Origin of the sequence: Nocardia arizonensis (genome assembly GCF_001310275.1) — a bacterium.
GTDB classification, from domain to species: domain Bacteria; phylum Actinomycetota; class Actinomycetes; order Mycobacteriales; family Mycobacteriaceae; genus Nocardia; species Nocardia arizonensis.
Genome location: NZ_LGYZ01000133.1, coordinates 209,855 through 233,605, shown reverse-complemented (window position 1 = coordinate 233,605; position 23,751 = coordinate 209,855). Strand labels below are relative to the sequence as shown.

Sequence of the window (23,751 nt, the reverse complement as noted above, 5' to 3'; positions counted from 1 at the left end):
GACGAGGGGGTGCGGGGCCAGTGACGCAGCCACCGTACGGATACGGACCGGTCCCACCCGGCGGACAGCCGGTGCCGCCGCCGGGGTACCGGCCGCCCGGGTATGGTCAGCAGCCCGGACACCGGCCGCAACCCCGGTACGGACAGCAACCCGGATTCCGCCCCGGATACGGTCAGCAACCCGCGTACGGTGCACCGCAGGGCTATCCGCCGCCCGGTTACCGTCCGGGCATGCCCGCGCCCATGCCGTACGGCCCGCCCGGCCGTCCGCCGCAGCGTCCGCGCAAACGCGGCGGCGGGCTGCTGGCGCTGGCGCTCGTGGTGATCGTCCTGGTGGCGGGCGGTCTGGTGCTGAACGCGGTGCGCCATGTCGGACTCGACGACAATGCGGGCGGACCGAATCCGAGCATGACCTTCTCCAATGACGACGGCGGCTCCGGGTCGGCGGAGACGGCGAACAATCCGCTGCTCACCGATCCGAACGCGACCTTGATCCCGGCGCGCTGCGCTTATTCGCCGTGGAGCACGCAGGTCGAGGTGGCGCGCAAGTTCTTCGAGACCGCGGCGGGCTGCCTCGAGTCCGCGTGGCAGCCGGTGCTGGCCGCCGCCGATCTGCCGTTCACCGCACCGACGGTGAGCGTGACCGCGAGCACCGCGGGCGTCACCACCCCGTGCACCGGCAGCACCACCAATTTCGCGGCCTTCTACTGCCCGGCCAACAAGACCATCTACATGCCGATCAGCCAGTTGCAGACCGACCTGTTCAAGGACAACTGGGTGGTCTATCTGTCGGTGTTCGCGCACGAGTACGGACATCACGTGCAGGCGATGTCGGGCATCCTGCGCAAGGCCAATGCCGAACGGGTCGACGCGGGCACCCGCAGCGACCGCGGTCTGGAACTGTCGCGCCGGGTCGAATTGCAGGCCCAGTGCTTCAACGGCATGTACGTGGGTTCCTCGAACAGCGGCGGATCCTTGACCAGCGCCCAGATCACCCTCGCCAAGCGCGACGCCAACGGCCGGGGCGACGCGCCGAGCGACTCGCGCGACCACGGCACCCCCGAGAACAGCGGCAACTGGTTCGAACTCGGCCTCGACAAGAACCGGACCTCGCAGTGCAATACGTTCACCGCGTCCGCGAAGTCGGTCAGCTGAGCGTCGAGCGCGGCGAATGGCCGTGCACGCCTTCGGCGTAGGCGGTTTCGGCGTGCAGCGCGTAGTCGATGCCCGCGGTCTCGTCTTCCTTGCTGACACGGAAGCCGACGATCTTGTCGATGGCGATGCCGAGCACATAGCTGACGCCGAAGGCGTATGCCGCCACCGCGAGCACGCCGACCAGCTGTTTGCCCAGTTGCGCCGCGCCGCCGCCGTAGAGCAGACCCTCGACGCCGCCGGTCATCACCCGATCGGCCAGCAGGCCGATCAACACGGTGCCGATCACGCCGCCGACGAAGTGCACGCCCACCACATCGAGTGAATCGTCGTAGCCCGCCCTGTGCTTCCAGCTCACCGCGAAGGAGCACACCGTGCCTGCGGCCAGACCGACCACGACCGCGCCGAGCGTGCTCACCGAACCGCAGGACGGGGTGATCGCCACCAGACCCGCGACCACGCCCGAGGCCGCGCCGAAGGTCGTCGGCCTGCCATCGCGGATCTGTTCGACCGCCAGCCAGCCCAGCATGCCGAGACAGCCCGCGACCAGCGTGTTGAGGAATACGGCCGCGGCGATGCCATCGGCGGCCAGCGCCGAGCCCGCGTTGAACCCGAACCAGCCGAACCACAGCAGACCCGCGCCGAGCAGCACGAACGGCAGGTTGTGCGGGCGCATGGCGTCCACCCGGAAGCCGACGCGCGGCCCGAGGACCAGTGCCAACGCCAACGCGGATGCGCCGGAGGCGATCTCCACCACGAGCCCGCCCGCGTAATCGAGTGCGCCGAAGGAGGCGAGCCAGCCGTCCGGCCCCCACACCCAGTGCGCGATCGGCACGTACACCGCCAGTGCCCACAGCGGCACGAAGATCATCCAGCCGGAGAACTTCGCGCGATCGGCGATGGCGCCGCTGACCAATGCCGCCGTCAGCACCGCGAAGGTGAGCTGGAAGGTGGCGAACAGCAATTCGGGAACCGCGCCGCCTGAGGTCTCGTGCAGGGTGGTCGGATCGAGGCCGCGCAGTGCGAGATGATCGAGCCCGCCGATGAGTCCGCCGCCCGCGTCCGCGTCGAAGGCCAGGCTGTAGCCGACGAGCAGCCAGACGACGGTGACCAGCGGAATCGAGATGAAGCTCATCATCAGCATATTGAGTACGCCGGTCGAGCGAACCATGCCGCCGTAGAAGATGGCCAGCGCCGGTGTCATCAGCAGCACCAGCGCGGTGCTGACGATCAACAGCGCGGTGGCCGCCGGATCGATGGTCGATGGCATGGCTGACTCCTTCTCCGCGTAGTGCGTTGCAAGGAAGTTACCGAATGCTCACCGGTCGGGCGAGGGCGATGCCGCGCGGTCAGATCCGTGGCGGGTCCTGTTTGACCCGATCCATCCACCGTTGGATCTCGTCGGGTTCGGGCGTCTCGCCGATCAGATCGAGCACCGCGTGCCCGACACAGGCCGCCGCGAGGATCCGGCTCGCGATCGCCTCGACATCACCCCACGGCAGGAACGGCTTGGCGATCAGCAGTGCGGCGATGCCGTGCGCGGAGGCCCACAGTTCCAGCACCACCGGGGTTGGGTCGCCCGCGTGCAGGGTGCCCTCGTCCATGCATTCCAGCACGGTCGCCGTGAACAGCTGAAAGGCTCCGCTGCTCAGCACGCGGTCGACCTCGCTGACATGGTCGGCGGGCGCGGTGGCGACCCGGTACTGCGCCGGATGTTCCAGTGCGTAGCGGACATAGGCCATGCCCTGGTCACGCAGGCGGTTCATGGGCGAAAGCGACGGGTCGACGGCCGCGGACATGGCGTCGTACAGATCCTCGAAGGTTCGGGCGACCACCGCTTCGATCAATTGGTCCTTGTCGGCGAAATGCCGGTAGATCGACGGCGCGCTGACCCCGACCATCTTTCCCACGTCGCGGATGGACACACCGTCGGCGTGTCCGGCGCGAGCGAGCAATTCGGCTGTGGCATCCAGTATCTCGGTTCGCAACTGGGCGCCCGAGCCGCGCGGGGATCGGGGTCGGCGCGCACGGGTCATGCGCGCCCGGCGCCGAGTAGCTCGGGTTCGGCCTCGGTCGGCTCGCTCAATCCGATCCGGTCGTGCAGGCGGGCGAGGGGTTTGGGCGCCCACCAGTTCAGCGGCCCGAGCAGTCGCATGAGCGCGGGGGCGAGCAGTCCGCGGATCACGGTCGCGTCGACGAGCACGGTCAGGGTCAGACCGAGTCCCATCATCTGCATGAACGACACTTTCGAGGTAATCATCGCGCCCAATACGATAGCCATCAGCAATGCGGCCGCGGTGAAGATCCGCCCGGTGCGGGCAAGGCCGATGGCCACCGAACGGGTGTTGTCCTTGGTGGCGAGCCATTCCTCGCGGATGCGCGACAGCAGGAACACCTCGTAGTCCATGCTCAGGCCGAAGGCGAGGCAGAACATCAGGATCGGCATGGTCGGCACCATGTAGCCCACCGCGGTGAAGTCGAGCAGCCCCGACAGGTGGCCGTCCTGGAAGATCCACACCATCGCCCCGAAGGCCGCGGCCAGCGACAGCGTATTGAGCACAAGCGCCTTGACGGGCAGTACGACGCTGCCGGTGAACAGGAACAGCACCAGCAGGGTGGTCAGCGCGATGAGCGTCAGCGCCAGCGGCATCCGCGCGCCGAGCGACTCGAGGGAGTCGGCGCTGATCGCCGCGGCGCCGCCGTACAGCGCGGCGGCGGGCGGTTGTACGGCGCGGATCTCGTCGAGCTGAGCCTGTCCGGCGGCGGAGTAAGGGTCGAGTCGGGTGGATACGGCGAGGTAGACGCCGGTGTCGTTGGCCATGCCCGACGGCGCCTGAGCGATGCGCTGCCCGCCGACGTACACGCCCGCCGAGGACAGCACCGCGGGCACGTCGTCGACCTCCGACAGCCGCGCCGCGTAGCCGCCGAGCGCGGCATCGTCCGCGCGGTAGCCGTCGAGGACGATCGTGGTGACCGCGCCGGGGTCGGCGCGGGGGAATTCCTTGCGCAGGGTGTCGCCGACCTGATGCGCCGACGCGCTCGCGGGCAGCACCCGGTCGTCGGGGAAGCCGAACTTCACCGAGAGGAACGGGGAGCCGAGGGTCAGCAGGACGGCGATGAGCACCACCGCGATCGGCGCGGCATGCCGCATGACGGTCATGGCCAGCCGGTACCAGCCGCTCTGTTCGGGCGGTACCGGATTCGGATGCGGATCGCGGCCGAAGAGCCTGCGCAGCGGCACCCGCAGGTCGGCGGCATTGACCCGGTCACCGAGCAGGACCAGCGCGGCGGGCAGCACCAGGATCGAGGCCGCCGCCGCCGCGGCGACCACGGCGACGCCGGTGTAGGCGAAGGATTTCAGGAAGTACAGATCGAACACGCTCATCACGGCCATCGACAGCGCCACGGTCAGCGCGGAGAACAGCACCGTGCGCCCGGCGGTCTGGACCGCGCGGATGGTCGCGCCGACCGGATCGCGGCCATTGCCGAGCTCTTCGCGATAGCGGCTGACTATGAAAAGGCTGTAGTCGATGGCGAGGGCGAGTCCGAGGGCGGTCGTCAGGTTCAGCGCGTAGATCGAGACATCGGTGAACAGCGTGAACAGACGCAGGATGGCCAGGGTGACGACGATGGCGAACAGGCCGATCGCCAGCGGCAGCGAGGCCGCCACCACACTGCCGAAGACCAGCACGAGCACGATCATCGACAGCGGTATGGCGACCGATTCGGCGATCGCGAGGTCGCGGGTGGTCTGGGCGTTGACGTCGTGATAGATCGCCGCCATGCCGCCCTGGCGCACCGTGATCCCATCGCCCGCGGCGGGCAGTTGTTCGGTGATCTCCCCGGAAATGCGCTGGACCTCGTTTTCGTCGCCGACCAGGTAGGCGGCGATCAGCGCGTGTTTGCCGTCGCTGCCGCGCAGGGCGGTGGCGAGGGTGGGCGGCGCGGTCCAGTACGACTGCACGCCGCGCACGTCGGATCGGGCGCGCAAGGCGTCGACCACGGCCAGGCCCGCGGCGCGGGTGGACGGTGCGTCGGCGCCCGCCTCGGATTCGACCAAGAAGACGACATTGGGGACCGCGCCGTCGAAGTTGTCGGCCAGCAGACGGGTCACGCGGGAGGATTCGGCGTCGTCGGCGGTGAAGCCGCCGGATTTCAGGTGGCTCGCGGCGGTGATGCCCGCGATGCCGCAGAACAGGGCGAATACGAGCGCGGCGACCAGGACGGTGCGCGGTCTACTCGTCGCGAATCGGGCGATTCTGGTCAACATTCCACATACCCCTACGTAGGTTAACGCCGTTAGAGTAACGCCGTTAACCTACGTGGTCGAGAGGGTCGGTCAGCGGCGCGACTGTTTGGCCAGTGCCCGCCTGCCGCGCCGCCCGGGGACCGGTAGACCGTCGTCGATTTCCACCCACTCGGCCGTGCACAGCCACAGTTGCTGGGACATCGCGTCGGCGGTGTCGTGGAAGACCTTGCGGCCCTTGTCGTCGCGCAATTCGTGCGAGACCGTCGACCAGCGCGGTGCGCGCCCGAATTCGGCCCGGTAATCGGTGAGATATCCCGCCACGATGGTGCCGATGGTATTCACCGGACGCAGCGAGACCCTATTCCCGTATTTCGCGGCATGGAATCTGCGCGCGGCACACAGGGATTGCGGATTGGCGTTCGAGGCAATCCAACCCGCGCGTTGTGCGCGTTCGATCAACCACAGGTGTTTGACCGCGTTGGGCGCCACATCGCCGATGCGTTCCCGAATCAAACCCATGATCGGTTCGGAATTCAGAACATCGCGACGAATCGGACCGGTGCCGTGCTCGGTCCAGTGCTCATGGGCCATCCGGGCGAGGACGCGGCCGAACTCATCGATGCTGCGCTGGGCGCGGCGGCCGAGTCGCTCGATGCGCTCGGCCTCGCGGCGCATCTCGTTCTGCGCGGTCAGCGTGCGGATGGCCGCCAACGTGGGCACCTGACCGCGTTCGAGCAGTTCGAGGATCGCCGAGGCGGTGGACGGGTCGGCGGCCGCCGCGACCGGCAGCGAATCCCGTTTGAGCGCGAAATCCCGCGGGCTGATCGCGCGGCTGAGCAGATCGACCGCCGCCGGATCGTCCGCGAACTCGGTATTGGACAGCCAGGCGGCGGCGATATCGTCACAAGACGGCACGTGGAACATTCCTCCGAGACGGCGGTGGGAGTTCGGCGATGGCGCCTGCGGATATTCGAGGGGGGATAGCGGGTTGTGCCCCGGTCGGGATGAGGGACCGGCCGGGGTCACCAACCTGATGAAGGTTTGGCTACCGAAGTTGCCGACAACCACGGTAGCCGGCGGCGGCCACCCCTGTCACTTTTCTTGGCTGATTCGTTACATCCACAATGGATGGGCGAATCGAGCTATACGTTCGACCAATTCGGCATAACCGCAATCCATTGGTGGGTAATTCGCGTGCAGTGCCGCCGGGGTGTCGGCGATAACCATCGATTCACCGCCGCGGCGACCGCTTCGGTGCGACTGAAGCGGGTCGGCTACTTATTGTGATTTAAATCACATTATTGCCCCGGCTCGGCTACGGACCTGTCGGCGCGGACCGACAGGCAGCGCGAATGTTCGCTTGTCGGTGCGCGCCGGTAACCTCTGGCCGTGGCTCTGTACCGGAAGTACCGACCGGCAACGTTCGCAGAGGTGGTGGGTCAGGAGCACGTCACCGACCCGCTGAGTACCGCGCTCGACACCGGGCGGATCAGTCATGCCTATCTGTTCTCCGGTCCGCGCGGCTGCGGCAAGACCTCCTCAGCGCGCATCCTCGCCAGATCGCTGAACTGTGCGCAGGGCCCGACCTCGACACCGTGCGGCGTCTGCCCGTCCTGCGTGGCGCTCGGCCCCGGCGGTCCCGGCAATATCGACGTCATCGAACTTGACGCGGCCAGTCACGGCGGTGTGGACGATACCCGTGAACTGCGCGACCGGGCCTTCTACGCGCCCGCGGAATCGCGCTATCGCGTCTTCATCGTCGACGAGGCGCACATGGTCACCACGGCGGGCTTCAACGCGCTGCTCAAGATCGTCGAGGAACCGCCCGCCCACCTCATCTTCATCTTCGCCACCACCGAGCCGGACAAGGTGCTGCCCACCATCCGGTCGCGCACCCACCACTACCCGTTCCGCCTGCTGCCGCCGGTCACCATGCGCGGGCTGCTCGGGCGCATCTGCGAACAGGAGAGCGTGCAGGTCGAGGAGGCGGTGTACCCGCTGGTCATCCGCGCGGGCGGCGGTTCGCCGCGCGACAGCCTCAGCGTGCTCGACCAACTGCTGGCAGGCGCCGGATCGGAGGGCGTCACCTATTCGCGGGCGGTGTCCTTGCTCGGTGTCACCGATGTCGCGCTGATCGACGACGCGGTCGCCGCGCTCGCCGATGACGACGGCGCGGCACTGTTCGGCACCGTCGACCAGGTGATGGAGGCCGGTCACGATCCGCGCCGCTTCGCCGTCGACCTGCTCGAACGTTTCCGCGATCTGATCCTGCTGCGCGCGGTACCCGACGCCATCGAGCGCGGACTGGTCTCCGGCCCGGGCGACGTCCTCGACCGCATGCGCGATCAAGCCGACCGCATCGGTCCCGCCACCCTCACCCGCTACGCCGAACTGCTGCACGCCGGTCTCGGCGAGATGCGCGGAGCCACCGCGCCCCGCCTGCTCCTCGAAGTGGTATGCGCCCGCATGCTCCTGCCCTCGGTCTCCGACGGCGAATCCGCGGCCCTGCAACGCCTGGAGCGCCTGGAACGCGGCATGGCGACCGGCGCCCCGATCGCCGCGGCGCCCGCCGCCGCAGGCGCACCGGTCACCGCCGGGCCCGGGGCCGCCGAGCCGGTGCGTCGCCGCGGCGCCGAGGTATTGGCCGCCATGCGGGACAAACGCGGGGGCGCCGCGAAGACCGATGATCGAGGCGATGCCGAGGCCGCGCCGTCGGTCGCGCGCGAGTCCGGCGGCGCCGCATCGGGGCGTGAATCGGGCATCGCCGAATTCACGAGCGAGGCCGGCCATGCGGCGCGCGAACCGCAGGGCGGCCCCGCGCCGACGGCGGCGGTCGGCCCCGGCGGCGCGGGCGATGCCGCGAACAGGCGTACAACGGACAGCGCTCCCGACCGTTCGGTCGATTCCGGCGGCGGTTCGGGTGACCCCGGTTCCGCTTCGCACGCAGCGGCAAACGATCGGGCCGGTTCGAATCGAGCCGACGGCTCTCCGGGCGTGTCCGGGGTGCGGTCCGCCGCCATGCGCGACCCTGCCAATGGTGACGCCTATGCGCTCGGTGACGCCGGTGTCGCGCGCACGGAGGTCCACGGCGCCGCCGGAACCGCACGCCAATCCGAGACGGACGATCGCTCGCCCGTGAGTGGTTCTGATCGCCCGCCCGTGAGTGGTTCTGATCGCTCGGCCGTGAGTGGTTCTGATCGCTCGGTCGCGAGTGGCTCCGGTGGCGGGGATTCCGCGCCGTCCGGTGCGGTGCTCGCCGGACCGGTGAGCGCGGCGGACGGTTCGGATTCGGAGGGCCGGTCGGATGCGGAGTTGTTGCGGGCGGTCGAGTCGGCCTGGGGGGATATTCGGTCGAAGGTGCGTGAATTCGGGGCGGCGGTGCACGCGCTGCTGTCGGGGGCGTCGGTATCGCGGATCGAGGGTGATGTGATCGTCTTCGCGCATCAGCATCCGCCATTGGCGCAGCGGCTGTCGGATCCGCGGAATCTGGACGCGGTGCGGTCGGCGGTGCGCGCGGTGCTCGGTCGCGAGCACGACGTGCGGTGGGAGTCGGGCGCGGCGGCGCGCCCGGCACCGCAAACCGGCGGTCGGTCGCGGGGAGCGGGGCAACAGAGCGGTCCGGTCCGCGGCGGGCAGGGACAGGGCGGGCAGGGACAGGGTCGACAGGGGCAGGGCGGGCAGGGACAGGGCGCGCAGGGACGCGGCGCCGCGATGCCCGCGCAGGCGAATCCGCGGAGTTCGGAGCCCTCGGCGCCGCCTCGCTACTCGCGGCCGAGTCAGGCGAACAAGTCGGCCGATTCGGTGAGCGGCGCCCGCGCGCCCCGCTCCTTCGCGGGTGAGGACGATATTCCGCCGCCGGACTATCCCGATCTGCCCGACGATCCCGGACCGGGTGATTACCCGCCGCCGGACCCGGTGTCGGACTACGACTTGCCCGCGCCCGCGGCGCCGCAGGAGCCGACGCCGGAAGAGGAGCGGGAAATGTTCGAGGAGGCCGCGCGACCGGTGGCGCCCGAGGACCGCCGCGATCCCGACGAGGTCGCCCTCGAATTGCTCCGCAATGAGCTTGGGGCCACACGTCTGGACGGTTGACAACCACCGCCTCGAGGACGTTAAGTTAACCGGAGTTCGCACACGGCGGTAGTATGAGCGGGTGGCTGCGAGCTCCGGTTCGGCGAGGTTCTATGGTAAGCCCGTGCGCACGGGCGCCCGGGACCTGCGCCGGGTCGTGGCATGCCGAGTTTTGTACAGCGTTATGCGACGTGAGTGAGGGGCCCGTAAGGCGTACGTCCGCAAGGCGTATGTCCGCGAATCCACGCGGGGCCCGGAGCAATGTGAATCGAATATGGACGGTCGGTCCTGGGGCCGGTCGGCGAGGTCAGCCGCGATCGGGCGGGCGAGAGCCCGGCCGCCGCACCCTAAGGAAGGAAACACTCCACATGACCACAGAGGCCTACATTTACGAGGCCATCCGCACCCCGCGCGGACGCGGCAAGAAGAACGGTTCGCTGCACTCGGTCAAGCCGATCGACCTCATCGTTGGTCTGATCCAGGAGCTGCGCGGTCGTTTCCCGAACCTGAACGAGGACCAGATCTCCGATCTGATCCTCGGTGTGGTGATGCCGGTCGGTGACCAGGGCGCCGATATCGCCCGCACGGCGGTCACCGTTTCGGGCCTGCCCGACACCGTCGGCGGCTTCCAGCTCAACCGCTTCTGCGCCTCCGGCCTCGAGGCCGTCAACCTGGCCGCGCAGAAGGTGCGCTCCGGCTTCGACGATCTCGTCCTCGCGGGCGGCGTCGAGTCCATGTCGCGCGTGCCGATGGGCTCCGACGGCGGCGCCTGGGCACTCGACCCGGCCACCAACTACGACACCTACTTCGTGCCGCAGGGCGTCTCGGCTGACCTGATCGCCACCATCGAGGGCTTCAGCCGCGACGATGTCGACGCGTACGCCGTGCGTTCGCAGGAACTGGCCGCCAAGGCCACCACCGGCGGCTACTTCGCCAAGTCGATCGTTCCGGTCCGGGACCAGAACGGCCTGATCGTCCTCGACAACGACGAGCACATGCGCCCCGGCACCACCGCCGAGGACCTGGCCAAGCTCACCCCGTCGTTCTCCGTGATCGGCGAGATGGGCGGCTTCGACGCCGTCGCGCTCCAGAAGTACCACTTCGTCGAGAAGATCAACCACGTCCACCACGGCGGCAACAGCTCCGGCATCGTCGACGGCGCGGCACTGGTGCTCGTCGGCAGCGAGGAGGCGGGCAAGGCCAGCGGCCTGACCCCGCGCGCCCGCATCGTCGCCACCGCCACCAGCGGCGCCGACTCCACCATCATGCTGACCGGCCCCACCCCGGCCGCCAAGAAGGCGCTCGCCAAGGCCGGTCTGACCCTCGACGACATCGACCTGGTCGAGATCAACGAGGCGTTCGCATCCGTCGTGCTCAAGTTCCAGAAGGACCTGAACATCCCCGACGAGAAGCTGAACGTCAACGGCGGCGCCATCGCGATGGGCCACCCGCTCGGCGCCACCGGCGCCATGATCACCGGCACCATGGTCGACGAGCTGGAGCGCCGCAACGGCCGCTACGCCCTCATCACCCTGTGCATCGGCGGCGGCATGGGCGTCGCCACCATCATCGAGCGCGTCTGATCCCGCCGACAGCAGCATTTACCAAGGAGACACAGAGCTGTGAGTGACAACATGATCGGTTGGGAGAAGGATTCGGACGGCATCGTCGTATTGACGATGGACGACCCGAACCAGGGCGCCAACACGATGAACGAGCTGTACAAGACCTCGATGACCGCGACCGTCGATCGGCTCGAGGCCGAGAAGGACAGCATCACCGGCGTGGTGCTGACCTCGGCGAAGAAGACCTTCTTCGCGGGCGGCGACCTGAAGAACATGATGCACGTCGGTCCCGACGACGGCGCGGCCCTCATGGCGGAGCTGGCCACCATCAAGTCGGCGCTGCGTCGCCTGGAGACCCTCGGCAAGCCGGTCGTCTCCGCGATCAACGGCGCGGCGCTGGGCGGCGGCCTCGAGATCACCCTCGCCACCCACTACCGCATCGCCGCGGACGTCCCCGGCGTGCAGCTCGGCCTGCCCGAGGTGAGCCTTGGCCTGCTGCCCGCGGGCGGCGGCATCATCCGCACCGTGCGCATGCTCGGCCTCCAGGGCGCGCTCATGCAGGTCCTGTTGCAGGGCAACAAGTTCCGCCCGGCCAAGGCCAAGGAGATCGGCCTTATCAACGAGGTCGTCGGCTCCGTCGAGGAACTGGTGCCCGCCGCGAAGGCGTGGATCAAGGCCAACCCCGAGGGCGGCGTGCAGCCCTGGGACAAGAAGGGCTTCAAGATCCCCGGCGGCACCCCCGCCAGTCCGGCGTTCGCGGCCAACCTGCCCGCGTTCCCGGCCAACCTGCGCAAGCAGCTCAAGGGTGCGAACATGCCCGCTCCGCGGGCCATCCTGTCCGCGGCGGTCGAGGGCTCCCAGGTCGACATCGACAATGCCTCGCTCATCGAGTCCCGCTACTTCGTGCACCTGCTGACCGGCCCGGTCGCGAAGAACATGATCCAGGCGTTCTTCTTCGACCTCCAGTCGATCAACAACGGCGGATCGCGGCCCAAGCACGTGCCCAAGCGTGAGATCAAGAAGGTCGGCGTCCTCGGCGCGGGCATGATGGGCGCGGGCATCGCCTACGTCTCCGCCAAGGCGGGCTACGAGGTCGTGCTCAAGGACGTCACCATCGAGGCGGCCGAGCGCGGCAAGAACTACTCCGAGAAGATCGAAGCCAAGGCGCTCTCGCGCGGCAAGACCACCGAGGAGAAGTCCAAGGCGCTGCTCGACCGCATCAAGCCGACCGCCGACGCGGCCGACTTCGCGGGCGTCGACTTCGTCGTCGAGGCCGTCTTCGAGAACACCGAGCTCAAGCACAAGGTGTTCCAGGAGATCGAGGACATCGTCACCCCCGACGCGCTGCTCGGCTCCAACACCTCCACCCTGCCGATCACCGGTCTCGCCGCCGGCGTGAAGCGCCAGGAGGACTTCATCGGCATCCACTTCTTCTCGCCGGTCGACAAGATGCCGCTGGTCGAGATCATCAAGGGTGAGAAGACCTCCGACGAAGCGCTGGCCCGGGTGTACGACTACACCCTCGCCATCAAGAAGACCCCGATTGTCGTCAACGACAGCCGCGGCTTCTTCACCTCGCGCGTCATCGGCACCTTCGTCAACGAGGCGATCGCCATGCTCGGTGAGGGCATCGAGCCCGCCACCATCGAGCAGGCCGGTCAGCAGGCGGGCTACCCGGCCGCGCCGCTCCAGCTCACCGACGAGCTCAATATGAAGCTCATGCTGAAGATCGCCAAGGAGACCGAGGAGGCGGCGATCAAGGGCGACGCCACCTTGGGCAACACCCGGCACCCGGCCATCGACGTCGTCGAGTACATGGTCAACGAGGGTCGCCCCGGTCGCCTGGAGAAGGCGGGCTTCTACGAGTACGACGAGGACGGCAAGCGCCTCGGCCTGTGGCAGGGCCTGCGCGACCACTTCAAGACCGTCGCCACCCTCGACGTGCCGATCCAGGATCTGATCGACCGCATGCTGTTCGCGGAAGCGATCGAGACCCAGAAGTGCTTCGACGAGGGTGTACTCGAGACCACCGCCGACGCCAACATCGGGTCCATCTTCGGCATCGGCTTCCCGGCCTGGACCGGTGGTGTGCACCAGTTCATCGTCGGCTACCCGGGCGGACAGGCCGCGTTCGTGGCCCGTGCCGACGAGCTGGCGAAGAAGTACGGCGCTCGCTTCGAGGTACCCGCCTCGCTGCGATGATTCGGTCGTGCCCGATCACCGAGTGAATCGGGCAGTTCCACACGGCGCCGCCGGGAGGGATCCCGGCGGCGCCGCTGCGTTTCGGCCGGGAGTTTCGCCGGCTGTGCGCGCTGCCGGAGATCGGGTGAAAAATCCTATCCGCCATTATGTTTCGCGGGGATGGAGCAATTCTTCCGCCCGGCTCGGCGTACCGAAATCGGTTGTGTGGGTTGGTTGCGGGGCAGGAAGGAGGGGTGCGATGCGATGATGCCTTTGTGACTCAGTGGCTTCCGCTTATCTGCTCGCTCATCATTGCCGGTGTGGCGCTGGTGGGCGTCCTCGTCAATAACCGGACAAATCGTGACGCGATTCTCGCGGCGGACGAACGTAACCGGGTCACGCTCGAAACGGCCCAGCGCAGTACGGAGCAGACCAATTCCGCGGCCGAGCGTCGGGAGCGGGACAAGTGGCGGCGGGATTCGATCCTGGCCGCGGTTTCCTCCGTGCTGGCGGTTTCGGAGGAGGTGCGCGAACAGCTCGGCGGATGTGCGCACTGGAACGCTCAGGACGCCGAGGAGATCGACGCGGCGGGGGACGAGATCCACCGCATCATCGAGGGGTGCCACGGGACGGTCAGCCGGTTGCGGGTGCTGTCGAATCGCAAGATCCCCAATCGGTGCGAGGATCTGCTGCGCACGTTGACCGCGGCACAGGCCATCACCCTGCAACGGCTCAAGACCGAACTCGACGACGATCCGAGCAGCAAGGAAGTTCTCGACGTGCTGACCCTGTGGCACAAGGCGATGGCCAAGGCGGTCGAACAGGAGACCTCGGTCATCTACGCCACGCGCGCGGAGCTCGGCATCGAGGTGCTCAAGGACAAGGACGCGCCCGAACCGCCGTTCGACACGGCTTTCGAGCCGGTCGCCGAACCGGTGCCCGCCCAGGTGTAGCGGTACGCCGCCGAGAGGCGGATTCCGGTATCGGCGATAACTGATTGCGCTCGCAACGACACTGATTCGAATCTCCGCCCGCCCGGCTCGCGACCGCGCTACGTTGGAGTGTGCGCGGACATGACGGACATCGCGGGTTTGCCCGGGATTGTCCTGTCGGCGTACGAACGATCGCCGGTGGCGTCGATTCGATGTGAGTTCGAGGTGGTCACATGAATCCACAGATGCGCTCGGGTCAGGTGAGTCCCGGCGAGGCACCGCTCGAATCGACCTCGTCGGGGGATGAGCAGACTTCGGAGCCGGGTGAGGCCACCCAGCGCAGCGAGCCGGTCGGCATCGCCGACGAACTCGAGGCGATGGGGTTCTCGGGCGCGGTGGAAATCGGTCGCGGCGGATTCGGTGTGGTCTACCGGTGTCTGCAATCGGTGCTGGAGCGGGTGGTCGCGGTCAAGGTGTTGTCCTCGGAGATCGATGCGGAGAGCCGTGAGCGGTTCTTGCGCGAAGAGCACGCGATGGGCAAGCTGTCGGGGCATCCGAATATCGTCGAGATCCTCCAGGTGGACGTCACTCCCTCTGGTTTGCCGTTCATCGTCATGCCGTATTGCACCCGCGGTTCGCTCGAGCAGCTGATTCGCGATCACGGGCCGTTGACCTGGCGTGATGCCGTGCGGGCGGGGGTGAAGCTGGCAGGCGCGATCGAGAGCGCGCACCGGGCCGGAATTCTGCACCGCGATGTGAAACCCGCGAATGTCCTGCTCACCGCCTATGGCGAACCGCAGTTGACCGATTTCGGCATAGCGCGCGTACCGGGCGGATTCCGCACCTCCAGCAGTCTGATCACCGGATCGCCCGCCTTCACCGCCCCGGAGGTGCTGCGCGGTGACGAGCCGACCGTGTGCTCGGATGTCTACGGACTCGGCGCGACCCTGTTCGCCCTGCTGACCGGGCACGCCGCCTTCGAGCGCCAGGCGGGCGAGAAGGTGGTGGCGCAGTTCCTGCGCATCACGACCCAGCCGGTGCCGGATCTGCGTGACCAGGACATTCCGGCCGATGTCGCAGCGGCGATCGAACGGGCGATGGCGACCGACCCGCGCGAGCGTCCGCAGTCGGCGTTCGAATTCGGCGAGCTGCTGCGTTCGGTGCAGCGCGACCACGATCAGGTGCCCGACGAGATGGCGTTACTCGATCCGTCGGCCGTGTCCGAGGAGGTGGAGCGGGCGCGCGGGCGCGATTCGGCCACGTCGGTCCGGTCGCGTCCCGCGGTCACCGGTCGCCGCAGCTGGCCGCTGACCCTGCGTCCGGCGGTATCGCAGCATCCGGCGAACTGGGCGAGCACGACCATGCCGCCGACCGCGACGACCAAGTTCCGGCCGCCGACGCCCGCGCGCGAACCCGTGTCCCGACCGCGTCTGCTCGACGTGCTGCGCGCGGGTGGTCGCCGCACGCTCGCGACCATCCACGCCCCGGCCGGATTCGGCAAGAGCACGCTGGCGGCCCAGTGGCGGGCGGAGCTGACCGAACGCGGGATACCGGTCGCTTGGATCGGCGTCGACCAGGGCGACGACAACGAGGTCTGGTTTCTCGCCCACCTGATCGAGGCCATCCGCCGGGTCCGCCCCGACGTCGGCGACGGACTCGATCAGGTGCTGGAGGAGCGGCCCGCCGACGCGGTCGCCTATGTCATCTCGACGCTCATCGACGAGATACACACCTCGGACCGGACCGTGGTTGTCGTCATCGATGACTGGCACCGGGTCACCGACGAGGGCGCGCAGCGGGCGCTGGCCTCGCTGCTCGAGAGCGGTTGCCATCATCTGCGATTCGTGGTGACCAGCCGGGAACAGGCCGGGTTGCCGACCAGCCGCATGCGGGTGCACGACGAACTGGTCGAGATCGGATCGGCGGATCTGCGGCTGACCGTCGAGGAGACCGCGCAGATCCTGGTCGAACGCAATGGGTTCGATCTCACCGACGCCCAGGTCGAGCAGATCCACGCCGTCACCGACGGCTGGCCCGCCGCCATCCAGCTGGTCGGGCTGTCGCTGCGAGGCAATACGGATCCGGCGCAGCTGATCGAGCATCTTTCCGAGGGCGGGCACGGGATTCGCGAATACCTGGCCGAGAACGTGCTCGACACCCTCGAGCCGCGGATGCTCGACTTTCTCAGCGCGATCTCGGTCACCGAGCGGGTATCGGCGTCGCTGGCCTCGGCGCTGTCGGGGGACAGCGAGGCCGAGATGATGCTTGCCCAGGCCGAGCAGCGCGAACTGTTCCTGCGGCGCATCGAGCACGATCCCGAGTGGTACCGGATGCAGCCGCTGTTCGCCGAACATCTGCGCGCGCGATTGGAGCGCACCCATCCGGGGCAGCTGAAGGTGTTGCACCGCAAGGCATCGCGTTGGTACGCCGAGCACCAACTGCTGCGCAAGTCGGTGGATCACGCACTGGCCGCGACGGACCTCAAAATGGCGATGGATCTCGTCGAGAACGGCGGTATGGATCTCATCGACGGCTCCCGGCTGGCCACGCTGCTCGGCACGGTGTCGAAATTGCCGGTGCAGCAGGTGGCTTCGCGGTCGAAGCTGCTGATGGCGGTCGCGCGGGCGAACGTGAACCTGCAACAGTCGGGTGCGGCGCGCAATGCGCTCGGCCGCCTGTCGAACATCCTCGCGCGAGGTTCGGCCTCCGACACCGATATCGGCAGGCAGCGGTGTGAGGCCGAGGTGCTCGCGGCCTCCGACGACATCGCGCGCGACATCACCGAGGGGGTGGTGGAACGGGTCGAGTGCTGTCTCGAGAAGGCCGACGACCTGCCCGCTTGGACCGTGTCAACGGCGGCCAACCTGATCTCGTTCGTGCGACTGTGCGAATTCGATTTCGACGGTGCGCGCGAGATCCAGGACTGGGCGGCCGAATACCACGCGCGGTCCAAGGACCCATTGGGCGCGGTCTTCGGGCTGTGCGGCCAGGGCGCGGCCGCCTACGAACAACTCGATATCGCCACCGCCACCGGCTGCTTCGAAATGGCCTGGGAGACCGCGCACACCCGGTCAGGACCCCGATCGCACGCGGTGCGGGTGGCCGCGGCACTGCTGGGCGAGATGAGTTACCGCCGCGGCGATCTCGACGCCGCCGATCAACTGCTGGACGAGAGTCACCAACTGGTGACCAGAATCGGCCCGGTCGACTTCCTCATCGCCACCTTCGTCGTCGGCGCGCGCGTGAAGGCGGTGCGCGGCGATCTGTACACCGCCGTCACCCGACTCGACGAGGGCGCGGCCATCGCGGCCGAAAACGGTCTCGGCCGCCTCGGCGCGCACATCCGCGCCGAACGGCTGCGGCTCGGGCTGCTCGGCGGCGACGACAACGGCGACGGGGCCGATACCGGCCACCATTCGCCCCGGCTGCACGGCGCGCCCGCGCTCACCGCCGAGGCGCGCGAGATCGCGGGTATCCGCGCCCTGCTCAGCCGTCATCAACTGCGTTCCGACGATCGCGCCGTGCGCCGGGCCCGCGCGCTGCACGCCCGCACCCTCGAACAGAACCGCCCGCGCGCGGAATTGGATACGGCACTGCTGCTGGCGGAATGCCTGGCCGCCTCGGGCTGGGTCGGCGAGGCCACCGGACTGCTGTTGCCCGCCGCCGCGAAATGCGCCGAACTAGGCTGGACCAGACCGCTGCTCGACGCCGGACCTGGCGTGGTGGCGATCCTGCGGGTGTTGCGCAGCGATATGCACACGGTGCCCGAAGGCGCGGAGGAGATCACCCTGCCCGCGCTGTTCCTCGCCGAACTGCTGGATTGAACGCGACGGCCCGCCGCCCCGGATTACGGGACGGCGGGCCGTGCCACGGTGACCGTCGGCTATGCCTTCCACCAGGGACGCAGCGGCAGCCAGTTCTCACCCTTCGGGCCGAGCTTGACCCCGAGCACGTGATGCAGCTGAACCACGTTGCGCTGGAAGCCGAGTCGAGACCCGGCCATGTACAAGCCCCACACCTTCGCGGTGCCCTCGCCGACCTCGGCGACGCAGGCGTCCCAGTTGGCGACCAGGTTCTTGCACCATTCGTGCAGGGTCAGCGCGTAATGATCGCGCAGATTCTCCTCGTGCACCACCTCGAGCCCCACGTTCTGGATCTCGCTGATGATGCGCCCCGAGCCGATCAGCTCACCGTCGGGGAAGACATAGCGGTCGATGAAATCGCCCGCCTTGGTGGTGCGCAGATTGTCGTGGCGGGTGATGCAGTGGTTGAGGAACAGGCCGCCTTCGCGCAGCTTGCTCTTCATGAAGCCGAAGTACGACGGGTAATTGTGGACGCCGATATGTTCGGTCAACCCGATCGAGGACACCGCGTCGAAGCCCGATTCCGTGATATCGCGGTAATCGGAATGCCGCACCTCGGCCAGTTTCGACAGGCCCTCCTCGGCGATGCGCTTCTGCGCCCACTCGGCCTGCTCGGCCGACAGCGTCGCGCCGATCACCCGTACGCCGCGCTCGGCCGCGTAGCGGACCATACCGCCCCAGCCGCAGCCGATGTCGAGCAGCCGATCGCCCTCCTTCAGGCGCAGCTTCTCGAAGATCAAGCGGTACTTGTTCTCCTGTGCCTGCTCCAGTGTCCAGTTCTCGTCCTCGTAGCACGCGCAGGTGTAGGTCATGGACGGGCCGAGAACGTATTCGTAGAAGGTGTTCGATACGTCGTAGTGGTGATGGATGGCCTCGGCGTCGCGGGTCTTGGAATGCCGCAGACCCTCCAGCGCGATGCGACGCCAGCGCGGCAGGGTCTCCTGCGGCGGCGGCGCCACCGGGCGCAGTCGGTCCCAACCCAACGAGCGCGCGATGGTGACCAGGGCGAGCGCCGACGGCCTGCGGAACTTCAAACTGTCCATCGCCCGCAGGATCTCGTACGGGTCGCCCGGGTGCACGCCGGTGACCGTCATGTCGCCCGAGATGTAGGCGCGCGCCATGCCGAGGTCGCCGGGGGCGGTGGCGAGGTAGTTGATGCCGCGCGGGGTCTTGATGTCCAGCGCGAATTCCGAGTCCTCGGGGCCCGTGGCGCTGCCGTCGTAGGCGGTGAGCCGGATCGGCATGTCACCCTCGAGCAGCGATTCGAAGATTTCGGCAATGCTGAGCTTGGTTCCGAGATCTGCGAAGACGTCGGAACGGTCCCTGAATGTCGTCATTTGCGTTGCACCGCCTTTGAATACAAATCCAGCAAACGCTGGTCCGGGTCGTAGCGTTTCTTCAGTTCGGTGTAGGTGCTGCCGCCGTACAGCGCCGCGAATTCATCCTTGTCGTAGAAGGCGTCGGAGTACAGCGACTTGTGACCGTCGAATTCGGTCACCTTCTCCTCGATCGACCGATTCGCCGCGCCCTCGCGCTGTCCGGCGACGGTGGGCACCGCCGACCAGAAACCGATGTTGACGTAGGTCCGGTTCGGTTCCAGCGGATACAGCGGCCAGGCGCGGCCGCCGTCGACGCCCGCGCCGGTGTCGCGCAACCGCAACGGGCACAACCAGATCGGTTCGATGGGGATCTCGCGCAGGAACCATTCGACGAAGTCGGCGGTGCGTTCCACCGGGACCTCGACATCCTGCACGACGCGCTCGCGCGGCGGATTGCCCTTCCGGGCCTCCAATTTGTCGCCGATGTCGTACTTGTGGTCGAGGGCGACGAGCTTCCAATAGAAACTGCTGCGTCGGTAGCGCTTCGGCCAGAACCGCCGGATACGCGGATTCTGGGCGCCGAAGGCGCGCGAGCACCAGAACCAGTCGGTGTCCCAGCGCCACAGATAGTCGTGGATGGTCAAGCGGTCCCGTTTGGGTATCGCACTGTCGTGCTGGATGGAGCGGTAGTAGACGTCCATGCCGGTGTAATCGCTGACCGGACCGGTCTCGTCGGTCTGCCTGCCGAGTACGAGATAGCTCTCGTCCGCGGAGAAGACGACGCCGTCGAGGTAGTCGACCCGTTCGCCGTCATGCGCGCGCTCGATGACGATGCGATCGAGTTCGGCCTCGAGTTCGCGCAGGTCGTGGCAGCGCACGTGCCGCAGCTCCACATACGGCAGTACGGGTTCCAACTCGATTTTCAGCCGGACCGTATATCCCAGCGTGCCGTAGGAATTGGGAAAGCCGCGGAACAGATCAGCGAATTCGCCGTCCGGTTTCGCGGTGATGATTTCACCCGCGCCGGTGAGCACGTCCATTTCCAGGACCGCTTCGTGCGGCAATCCGGTGCGGAACGAGGTGGACTCGATGCCGAGACCGGTCACCGCGCCGCCGAGGGTGATGGTCTTGAGCTGCGGGACCACCGTCGGGGCCAGCCCGTACGGCAATGTCGCGGCAACCAGATCCTCGTAGGTGGTCATACCCGCGACATCGGCCGTCCTCGCCTCCGCGTCGACCGCGATCACCTTGTTCAGGCCGGAGACGTCCAGGCCGGGAGCGGTGTTCTTGGCTCGTGCGCGGAACAGGTTCGACGTCTTCTTGGCCAAGCGGACCGTGGCATCGGCCGGGATAGCGCGGTAGCTCGCCAGCAGGCGATCCACCCCCGCTCGATGCGCGGCAAACCCTGATTCGTGTGCGGCCGGACTGTGACCGGCCTTCCCCAACAGACTCACTGCCACCCCTCGACGCTAGTACGCACCTCGGCCGACAGCCACCGCGAGGCCACCGTCGGAGGAGAAATGTCACGCATATGTTGCAACGGGAATAACGACCTCCGCTGAAGGTAGCGCAAACTCCGTTACCCGATCGGAACAGGCGTCCGGGATCGGCGGCGGTCGCCGCGCTCGCCGACCCCCGCGGCCGAGCGTGGCCTTAAGGTGAATGCCGAAGGCCGAGCAATCATACGGACAAGGAGTTCACGTGGGACAGGTCAGCGCCAGCAGTTCGATCGCCGTCGCGGCGGATCCGAAGCGCGCACTGGAGGCCATCGCGGATTACGACACCGTGCGTCCGCGCATCCTCTCGTCGCACTACCGTGACTACAAGGTCGTCGAAGGCGGCAAGGGCGCGGGCACGGTCGCGGAATGGACGCTCCAGGCCACCCAGAAGCGCTCGCGCAATGTGCACGCGGTCGTGTCGGTGTCGGATTCGATGGTGACCGAGCGTGATTCCAACTCGACGATGGTCAACACCTGGACCGTTATCCCCGACGGCGCCGGTTCGCAGATCACCTTGCGTACCACCTGGCAGGGCGCGGGCGGTGTCGCCGGGATCTTCGAGGGGATCTTCGCCCCGCTCGGCCTGAAGAAGATCCAGGCCGAGGTGCTCGGCAACCTGAAGAACGAACTGGGATAGGTCTGCGGGGCGGGACGTGCGTGGGTCAGGCGGCGCCTATGTCGAAGAGGTTGCCTTCGGGGTCTGCCAGGGTGGCCCACTTCGTGCCGTATTCGTCGAAGTCGCCGATGTGTTTCGCGCCGAGGGCGACGGAGCGGTCGACTTCCTCGCGCCACTGTTGCGAGTGCAGGTCCAGGTGGATGACGTTCTTGCCGGGGGTCTTGTCGGGTACCTGGATGAACATGAGGGTGGGGGTGGTCGCGGCGGTGCCGCCCACGGTGGCGAAGCCCGGACTCGGGTCGGGGTCGACCGGCAGGCCGAGCAGTTCGGACCAGAATTGTGCGAGTGCGGCGGCGTCGGTGCAGTCGAAGGTGATGTGGCCGAGGGTGAGCGACATTGTTCTCCTTTTCGGGTCGGTCAGGGCAGGGTGATGGGCCAGCAGACCTCGGTGACGTAGTCGGCGGGGTCTGCGGTGTCGTCGGGGGAGGTCAGGTAGGTCTCGCGAATCGGTTCCGCGAGTGCGGTGTCGTATTCGGCGACGTGGCTGCCGAGTGCGCCGTAGGTGCGGTCGATGTCCTCGAAGGGGCCGCGGTGCACGGCGATGGCGAATCGGCGGTGCGGCAGGTCGAGGCGTTCCAGTCCGTCGTGGACTACGGGCGCGGTGTCGGGCGGCAGCGGGACGAAGGTCACCACCTCGCCCGCGTCGTGTTCGAAGAAGTCGGTGGAGTAGGTCGCGCCGCCGGGCCCCGCCGGTGCGACGCCCGCGGCGGCCATGGCTTCGTACAGCCGCGCGAAGGCGAATTCGCACCACGGACCCGCGTCGTCGCGATTGATCACCGCGCGCGTGCCGAGCGCCGGAAATGACGCGACGGTGCGGTACTGGACCTCGAGGGGTGCGGCGGGGGTGAGCAGGGCGCGCAGTGAGGCGACCACGTCGCGGGTGCGCTGCAATTGCGCCTCCATCCGTTCCAGGTGGGCGCGCAGCGCGGCATCCCGCTCGGCGGTGTCCCGCGCGTCGATGACCGCCTTGATCCGCGGAAGCGGCATATCGAGCTGCCGCAGTCGCCGGATCAGGTGGGCCTGCTCGACCTGATCGGTGCAGTAGCGCCGATATCCCGAAACCGCGTCCACGGCGACCGGGACCAGCAGGTCGATGTCGTGGTAGTGCCGCAGCGTCTTCACGCTGAGATAGGTCAGCCTGGAGAATTCGCCGATCGAGACCGTGGCCGTCATGCGTTCAGCGAACACCCTCCGGTGAGGGGAGAGTCAAGGCGGGCGCGGCTCGGGCGTCGCCGTCGTCCACTACGCTGGACGGCGACACTTCCGCAGAGAGGAATGCCGTGCAGCCCGGTGGTCAATTCGACATGCAGCAACTACTCGCCCAGGCTCAGCAGATGCAGCAGGCCATGGTGCAGGCCCAGGCCGAGATCGCGGCCTCCGAGGTCGAAGGCCAGGCGGGCGGCGGACTTGTCAAGGTCGTCATCAAGGCCAGCGGTGAGGTGGTGTCGCTGACCATCGATCCCAAGGTCGTCGATCCCGACGATGTCGAGGGTTTGCAGGATCTGGTCATCGGCGCGGTCAATGCCGCCATGGCCAATGCGCAGAAGTTGGCGGCCGAACGGCTCGGCCCGCTGACCGGCGGACTCGGCGGCGGCTCGCTGCCCGGTCTGCCCGACTTCTAGGGCCCGCAGTTGTACGAGGGTCCGGTCCAGGATCTCATCGACGAACTGGGCAAGCTGCCCGGCGTCGGGCCGAAGAGCGCACAGCGCATCGCCTTTCATCTGTTACAGGTGGAACCGCCCGAAATCGACAGGCTCCAGGCCGCGTTGCAGAAGGTGCGCGACGGGGTGCGGTTCTGCGCGCTGTGCGGCACCGTCTCCGACAACGAGCTGTGCCGTATCTGCGCCGATCCGCGCCGCGACCGCACCATGATCTGCGTGGTCGAGGAACCCAAGGATGTGCAGGCCATCGAGCGCACCCGCGAATTCCGCGGCCGCTATCACGTACTCGGGGGCGCACTCGACCCGCTCAGCGGAGTCGGGCCCGATCAACTGCGGATCAGAGAACTGCTGACCCGCATCGGCAATCAGAGCGACGGCGTCGACGTCTCCGAGGTGATCATCGCCACCGATCCCAATACCGAGGGCGAGGCCACCGCGACATATCTGGTGCGCATGCTGCGCGATTTCCCCGGTCTCACCGTCACCAGGCTGGCATCGGGGCTGCCGATGGGCGGCGACCTGGAATTCGCCGACGAACTCACCCTCGGGCGCGCGTTGTCGGGCCGCCGCGCACTCTGAGGCGC

Annotated in this window: 17 protein-coding genes; 9 read left to right on the top strand and 8 right to left on the bottom strand. The window is 67.8% G+C overall.

Features of this window, described 5'->3' with window-relative positions; genetic code table 11:
• Positions 1–20: 20 nt before the first annotated feature.
• A complete protein-coding gene (locus APZ21_RS32270; RefSeq protein ID WP_239476977.1) occupies positions 21–1,154 on the top strand; it encodes a neutral zinc metallopeptidase in 1,134 nt (377 codons plus the stop codon).
• Here APZ21_RS32270 and APZ21_RS32265 read toward each other — a convergent pair.
• The 4 genes from APZ21_RS32265 to APZ21_RS32250 form a co-directional block, all read right to left on the bottom strand.
• Entirely contained in the window at positions 1,147–2,421 is a 1,275-nt protein-coding gene (locus tag APZ21_RS32265) for an ammonium transporter (RefSeq protein WP_054816868.1), read from the bottom strand. The two genes, APZ21_RS32270 and APZ21_RS32265, sit on opposite strands and share 8 nt — an antisense overlap.
• 79 nt (positions 2,422–2,500) lie before the next feature.
• Positions 2,501–3,139 (bottom strand): TetR/AcrR family transcriptional regulator, encoded by a 639-nt coding sequence (locus APZ21_RS32260; protein WP_239476976.1) that lies wholly within the window; start codon positions 3,137–3,139, stop codon positions 2,501–2,503.
• Positions 3,140–3,183: 44 nt separating this feature from the next.
• A complete protein-coding gene (locus APZ21_RS32255) occupies positions 3,184–5,421 on the bottom strand; it encodes an MMPL family transporter (RefSeq protein ID WP_054816866.1) in 2,238 nt (745 codons plus the stop codon).
• Between the two features lie 69 nt (positions 5,422–5,490).
• Entirely contained in the window at positions 5,491–6,324 is an 834-nt protein-coding gene (locus APZ21_RS32250; protein WP_239476974.1) for a hypothetical protein, read from the bottom strand.
• 465 nt (positions 6,325–6,789) lie between these two features.
• Here APZ21_RS32250 and APZ21_RS32245 point away from each other — a divergent pair, with 465 nt between their 5' ends.
• From APZ21_RS32245 to APZ21_RS32225, 5 genes are all read left to right on the top strand, one after another.
• On the top strand, positions 6,790–9,492 hold the full coding sequence (locus tag APZ21_RS32245) for a DNA polymerase III subunit gamma and tau (protein WP_082393629.1): 2,703 nt from the start codon (positions 6,790–6,792) through the stop codon (positions 9,490–9,492).
• A 347-nt stretch (positions 9,493–9,839) separates the two neighbouring features.
• Positions 9,840–11,054 carry an acetyl-CoA C-acetyltransferase gene (locus tag APZ21_RS32240; protein ID WP_054816865.1) on the top strand — a complete coding sequence of 405 codons (1,215 nt, stop codon included), beginning with the start codon at positions 9,840–9,842 and terminating at the stop codon, positions 11,052–11,054.
• A gap of 51 nt (positions 11,055–11,105) precedes the next feature.
• Positions 11,106–13,238, top strand: a complete 2,133-nt coding sequence (locus APZ21_RS32235; protein ID WP_054816931.1) for a 3-hydroxyacyl-CoA dehydrogenase NAD-binding domain-containing protein — start codon at positions 11,106–11,108, stop codon at positions 13,236–13,238.
• Between the two features lie 254 nt (positions 13,239–13,492).
• Positions 13,493–14,170, top strand: a complete 678-nt coding sequence (locus APZ21_RS32230) for a hypothetical protein (protein WP_156371450.1) — start codon at positions 13,493–13,495, stop codon at positions 14,168–14,170.
• 212 nt (positions 14,171–14,382) lie between these two features.
• Positions 14,383–17,973 (top strand): serine/threonine-protein kinase, encoded by a 3,591-nt coding sequence (locus tag APZ21_RS32225; RefSeq protein ID WP_054816863.1) that lies wholly within the window; start codon positions 14,383–14,385, stop codon positions 17,971–17,973.
• Positions 17,974–18,032: 59 nt separating this feature from the next.
• Here the strand turns inward: APZ21_RS32225 and APZ21_RS32220 are convergent, their stop codons facing one another.
• Complete coding sequence (locus tag APZ21_RS32220) at positions 18,033–19,349, bottom strand: class I SAM-dependent methyltransferase (protein ID WP_054816862.1); 1,317 nt, start codon at positions 19,347–19,349, stop codon at positions 18,033–18,035.
• Positions 19,346–20,785, bottom strand: coding sequence for an FAD-binding oxidoreductase (locus APZ21_RS32215; RefSeq protein WP_054816861.1), 1,440 nt, complete (start codon positions 20,783–20,785; stop codon positions 19,346–19,348). The genes APZ21_RS32220 and APZ21_RS32215 overlap by 4 nt, the downstream gene beginning before the upstream one ends.
• Positions 20,786–21,032: 247 nt before the next feature.
• Here APZ21_RS32215 and APZ21_RS32210 point away from each other — a divergent pair, with 247 nt between their 5' ends.
• Complete coding sequence (locus tag APZ21_RS32210) at positions 21,033–21,467, top strand: SRPBCC family protein (RefSeq protein ID WP_054816860.1); 435 nt, start codon at positions 21,033–21,035, stop codon at positions 21,465–21,467.
• 25 nt (positions 21,468–21,492) lie between these two features.
• Here the strand turns inward: APZ21_RS32210 and APZ21_RS32205 are convergent, their stop codons facing one another.
• Both APZ21_RS32205 and APZ21_RS32200 read right to left on the bottom strand, forming a co-directional pair.
• The gene (locus APZ21_RS32205) at positions 21,493–21,843 is read right to left on the bottom strand and encodes a VOC family protein (protein WP_054816859.1); all 351 of its coding nucleotides are present in this window, start codon (positions 21,841–21,843) and stop codon (positions 21,493–21,495) included.
• 20 nt (positions 21,844–21,863) lie between these two features.
• A complete protein-coding gene (locus APZ21_RS32200) occupies positions 21,864–22,679 on the bottom strand; it encodes a MerR family transcriptional regulator (RefSeq protein ID WP_054816858.1) in 816 nt (271 codons plus the stop codon).
• Positions 22,680–22,786: 107 nt separating this feature from the next.
• On the opposite strand from APZ21_RS32200, the gene APZ21_RS32195 reads away from it, so the two are divergent.
• Positions 22,787–23,128 (top strand): YbaB/EbfC family nucleoid-associated protein, encoded by a 342-nt coding sequence (locus APZ21_RS32195; RefSeq protein ID WP_054816857.1) that lies wholly within the window; start codon positions 22,787–22,789, stop codon positions 23,126–23,128.
• A 9-nt stretch (positions 23,129–23,137) separates the two neighbouring features.
• Complete coding sequence (gene recR, locus APZ21_RS32190; RefSeq protein WP_054816856.1) at positions 23,138–23,746, top strand: recombination mediator RecR; 609 nt, start codon at positions 23,138–23,140, stop codon at positions 23,744–23,746.
• Positions 23,747–23,751: the final 5 nt, after the last annotated feature.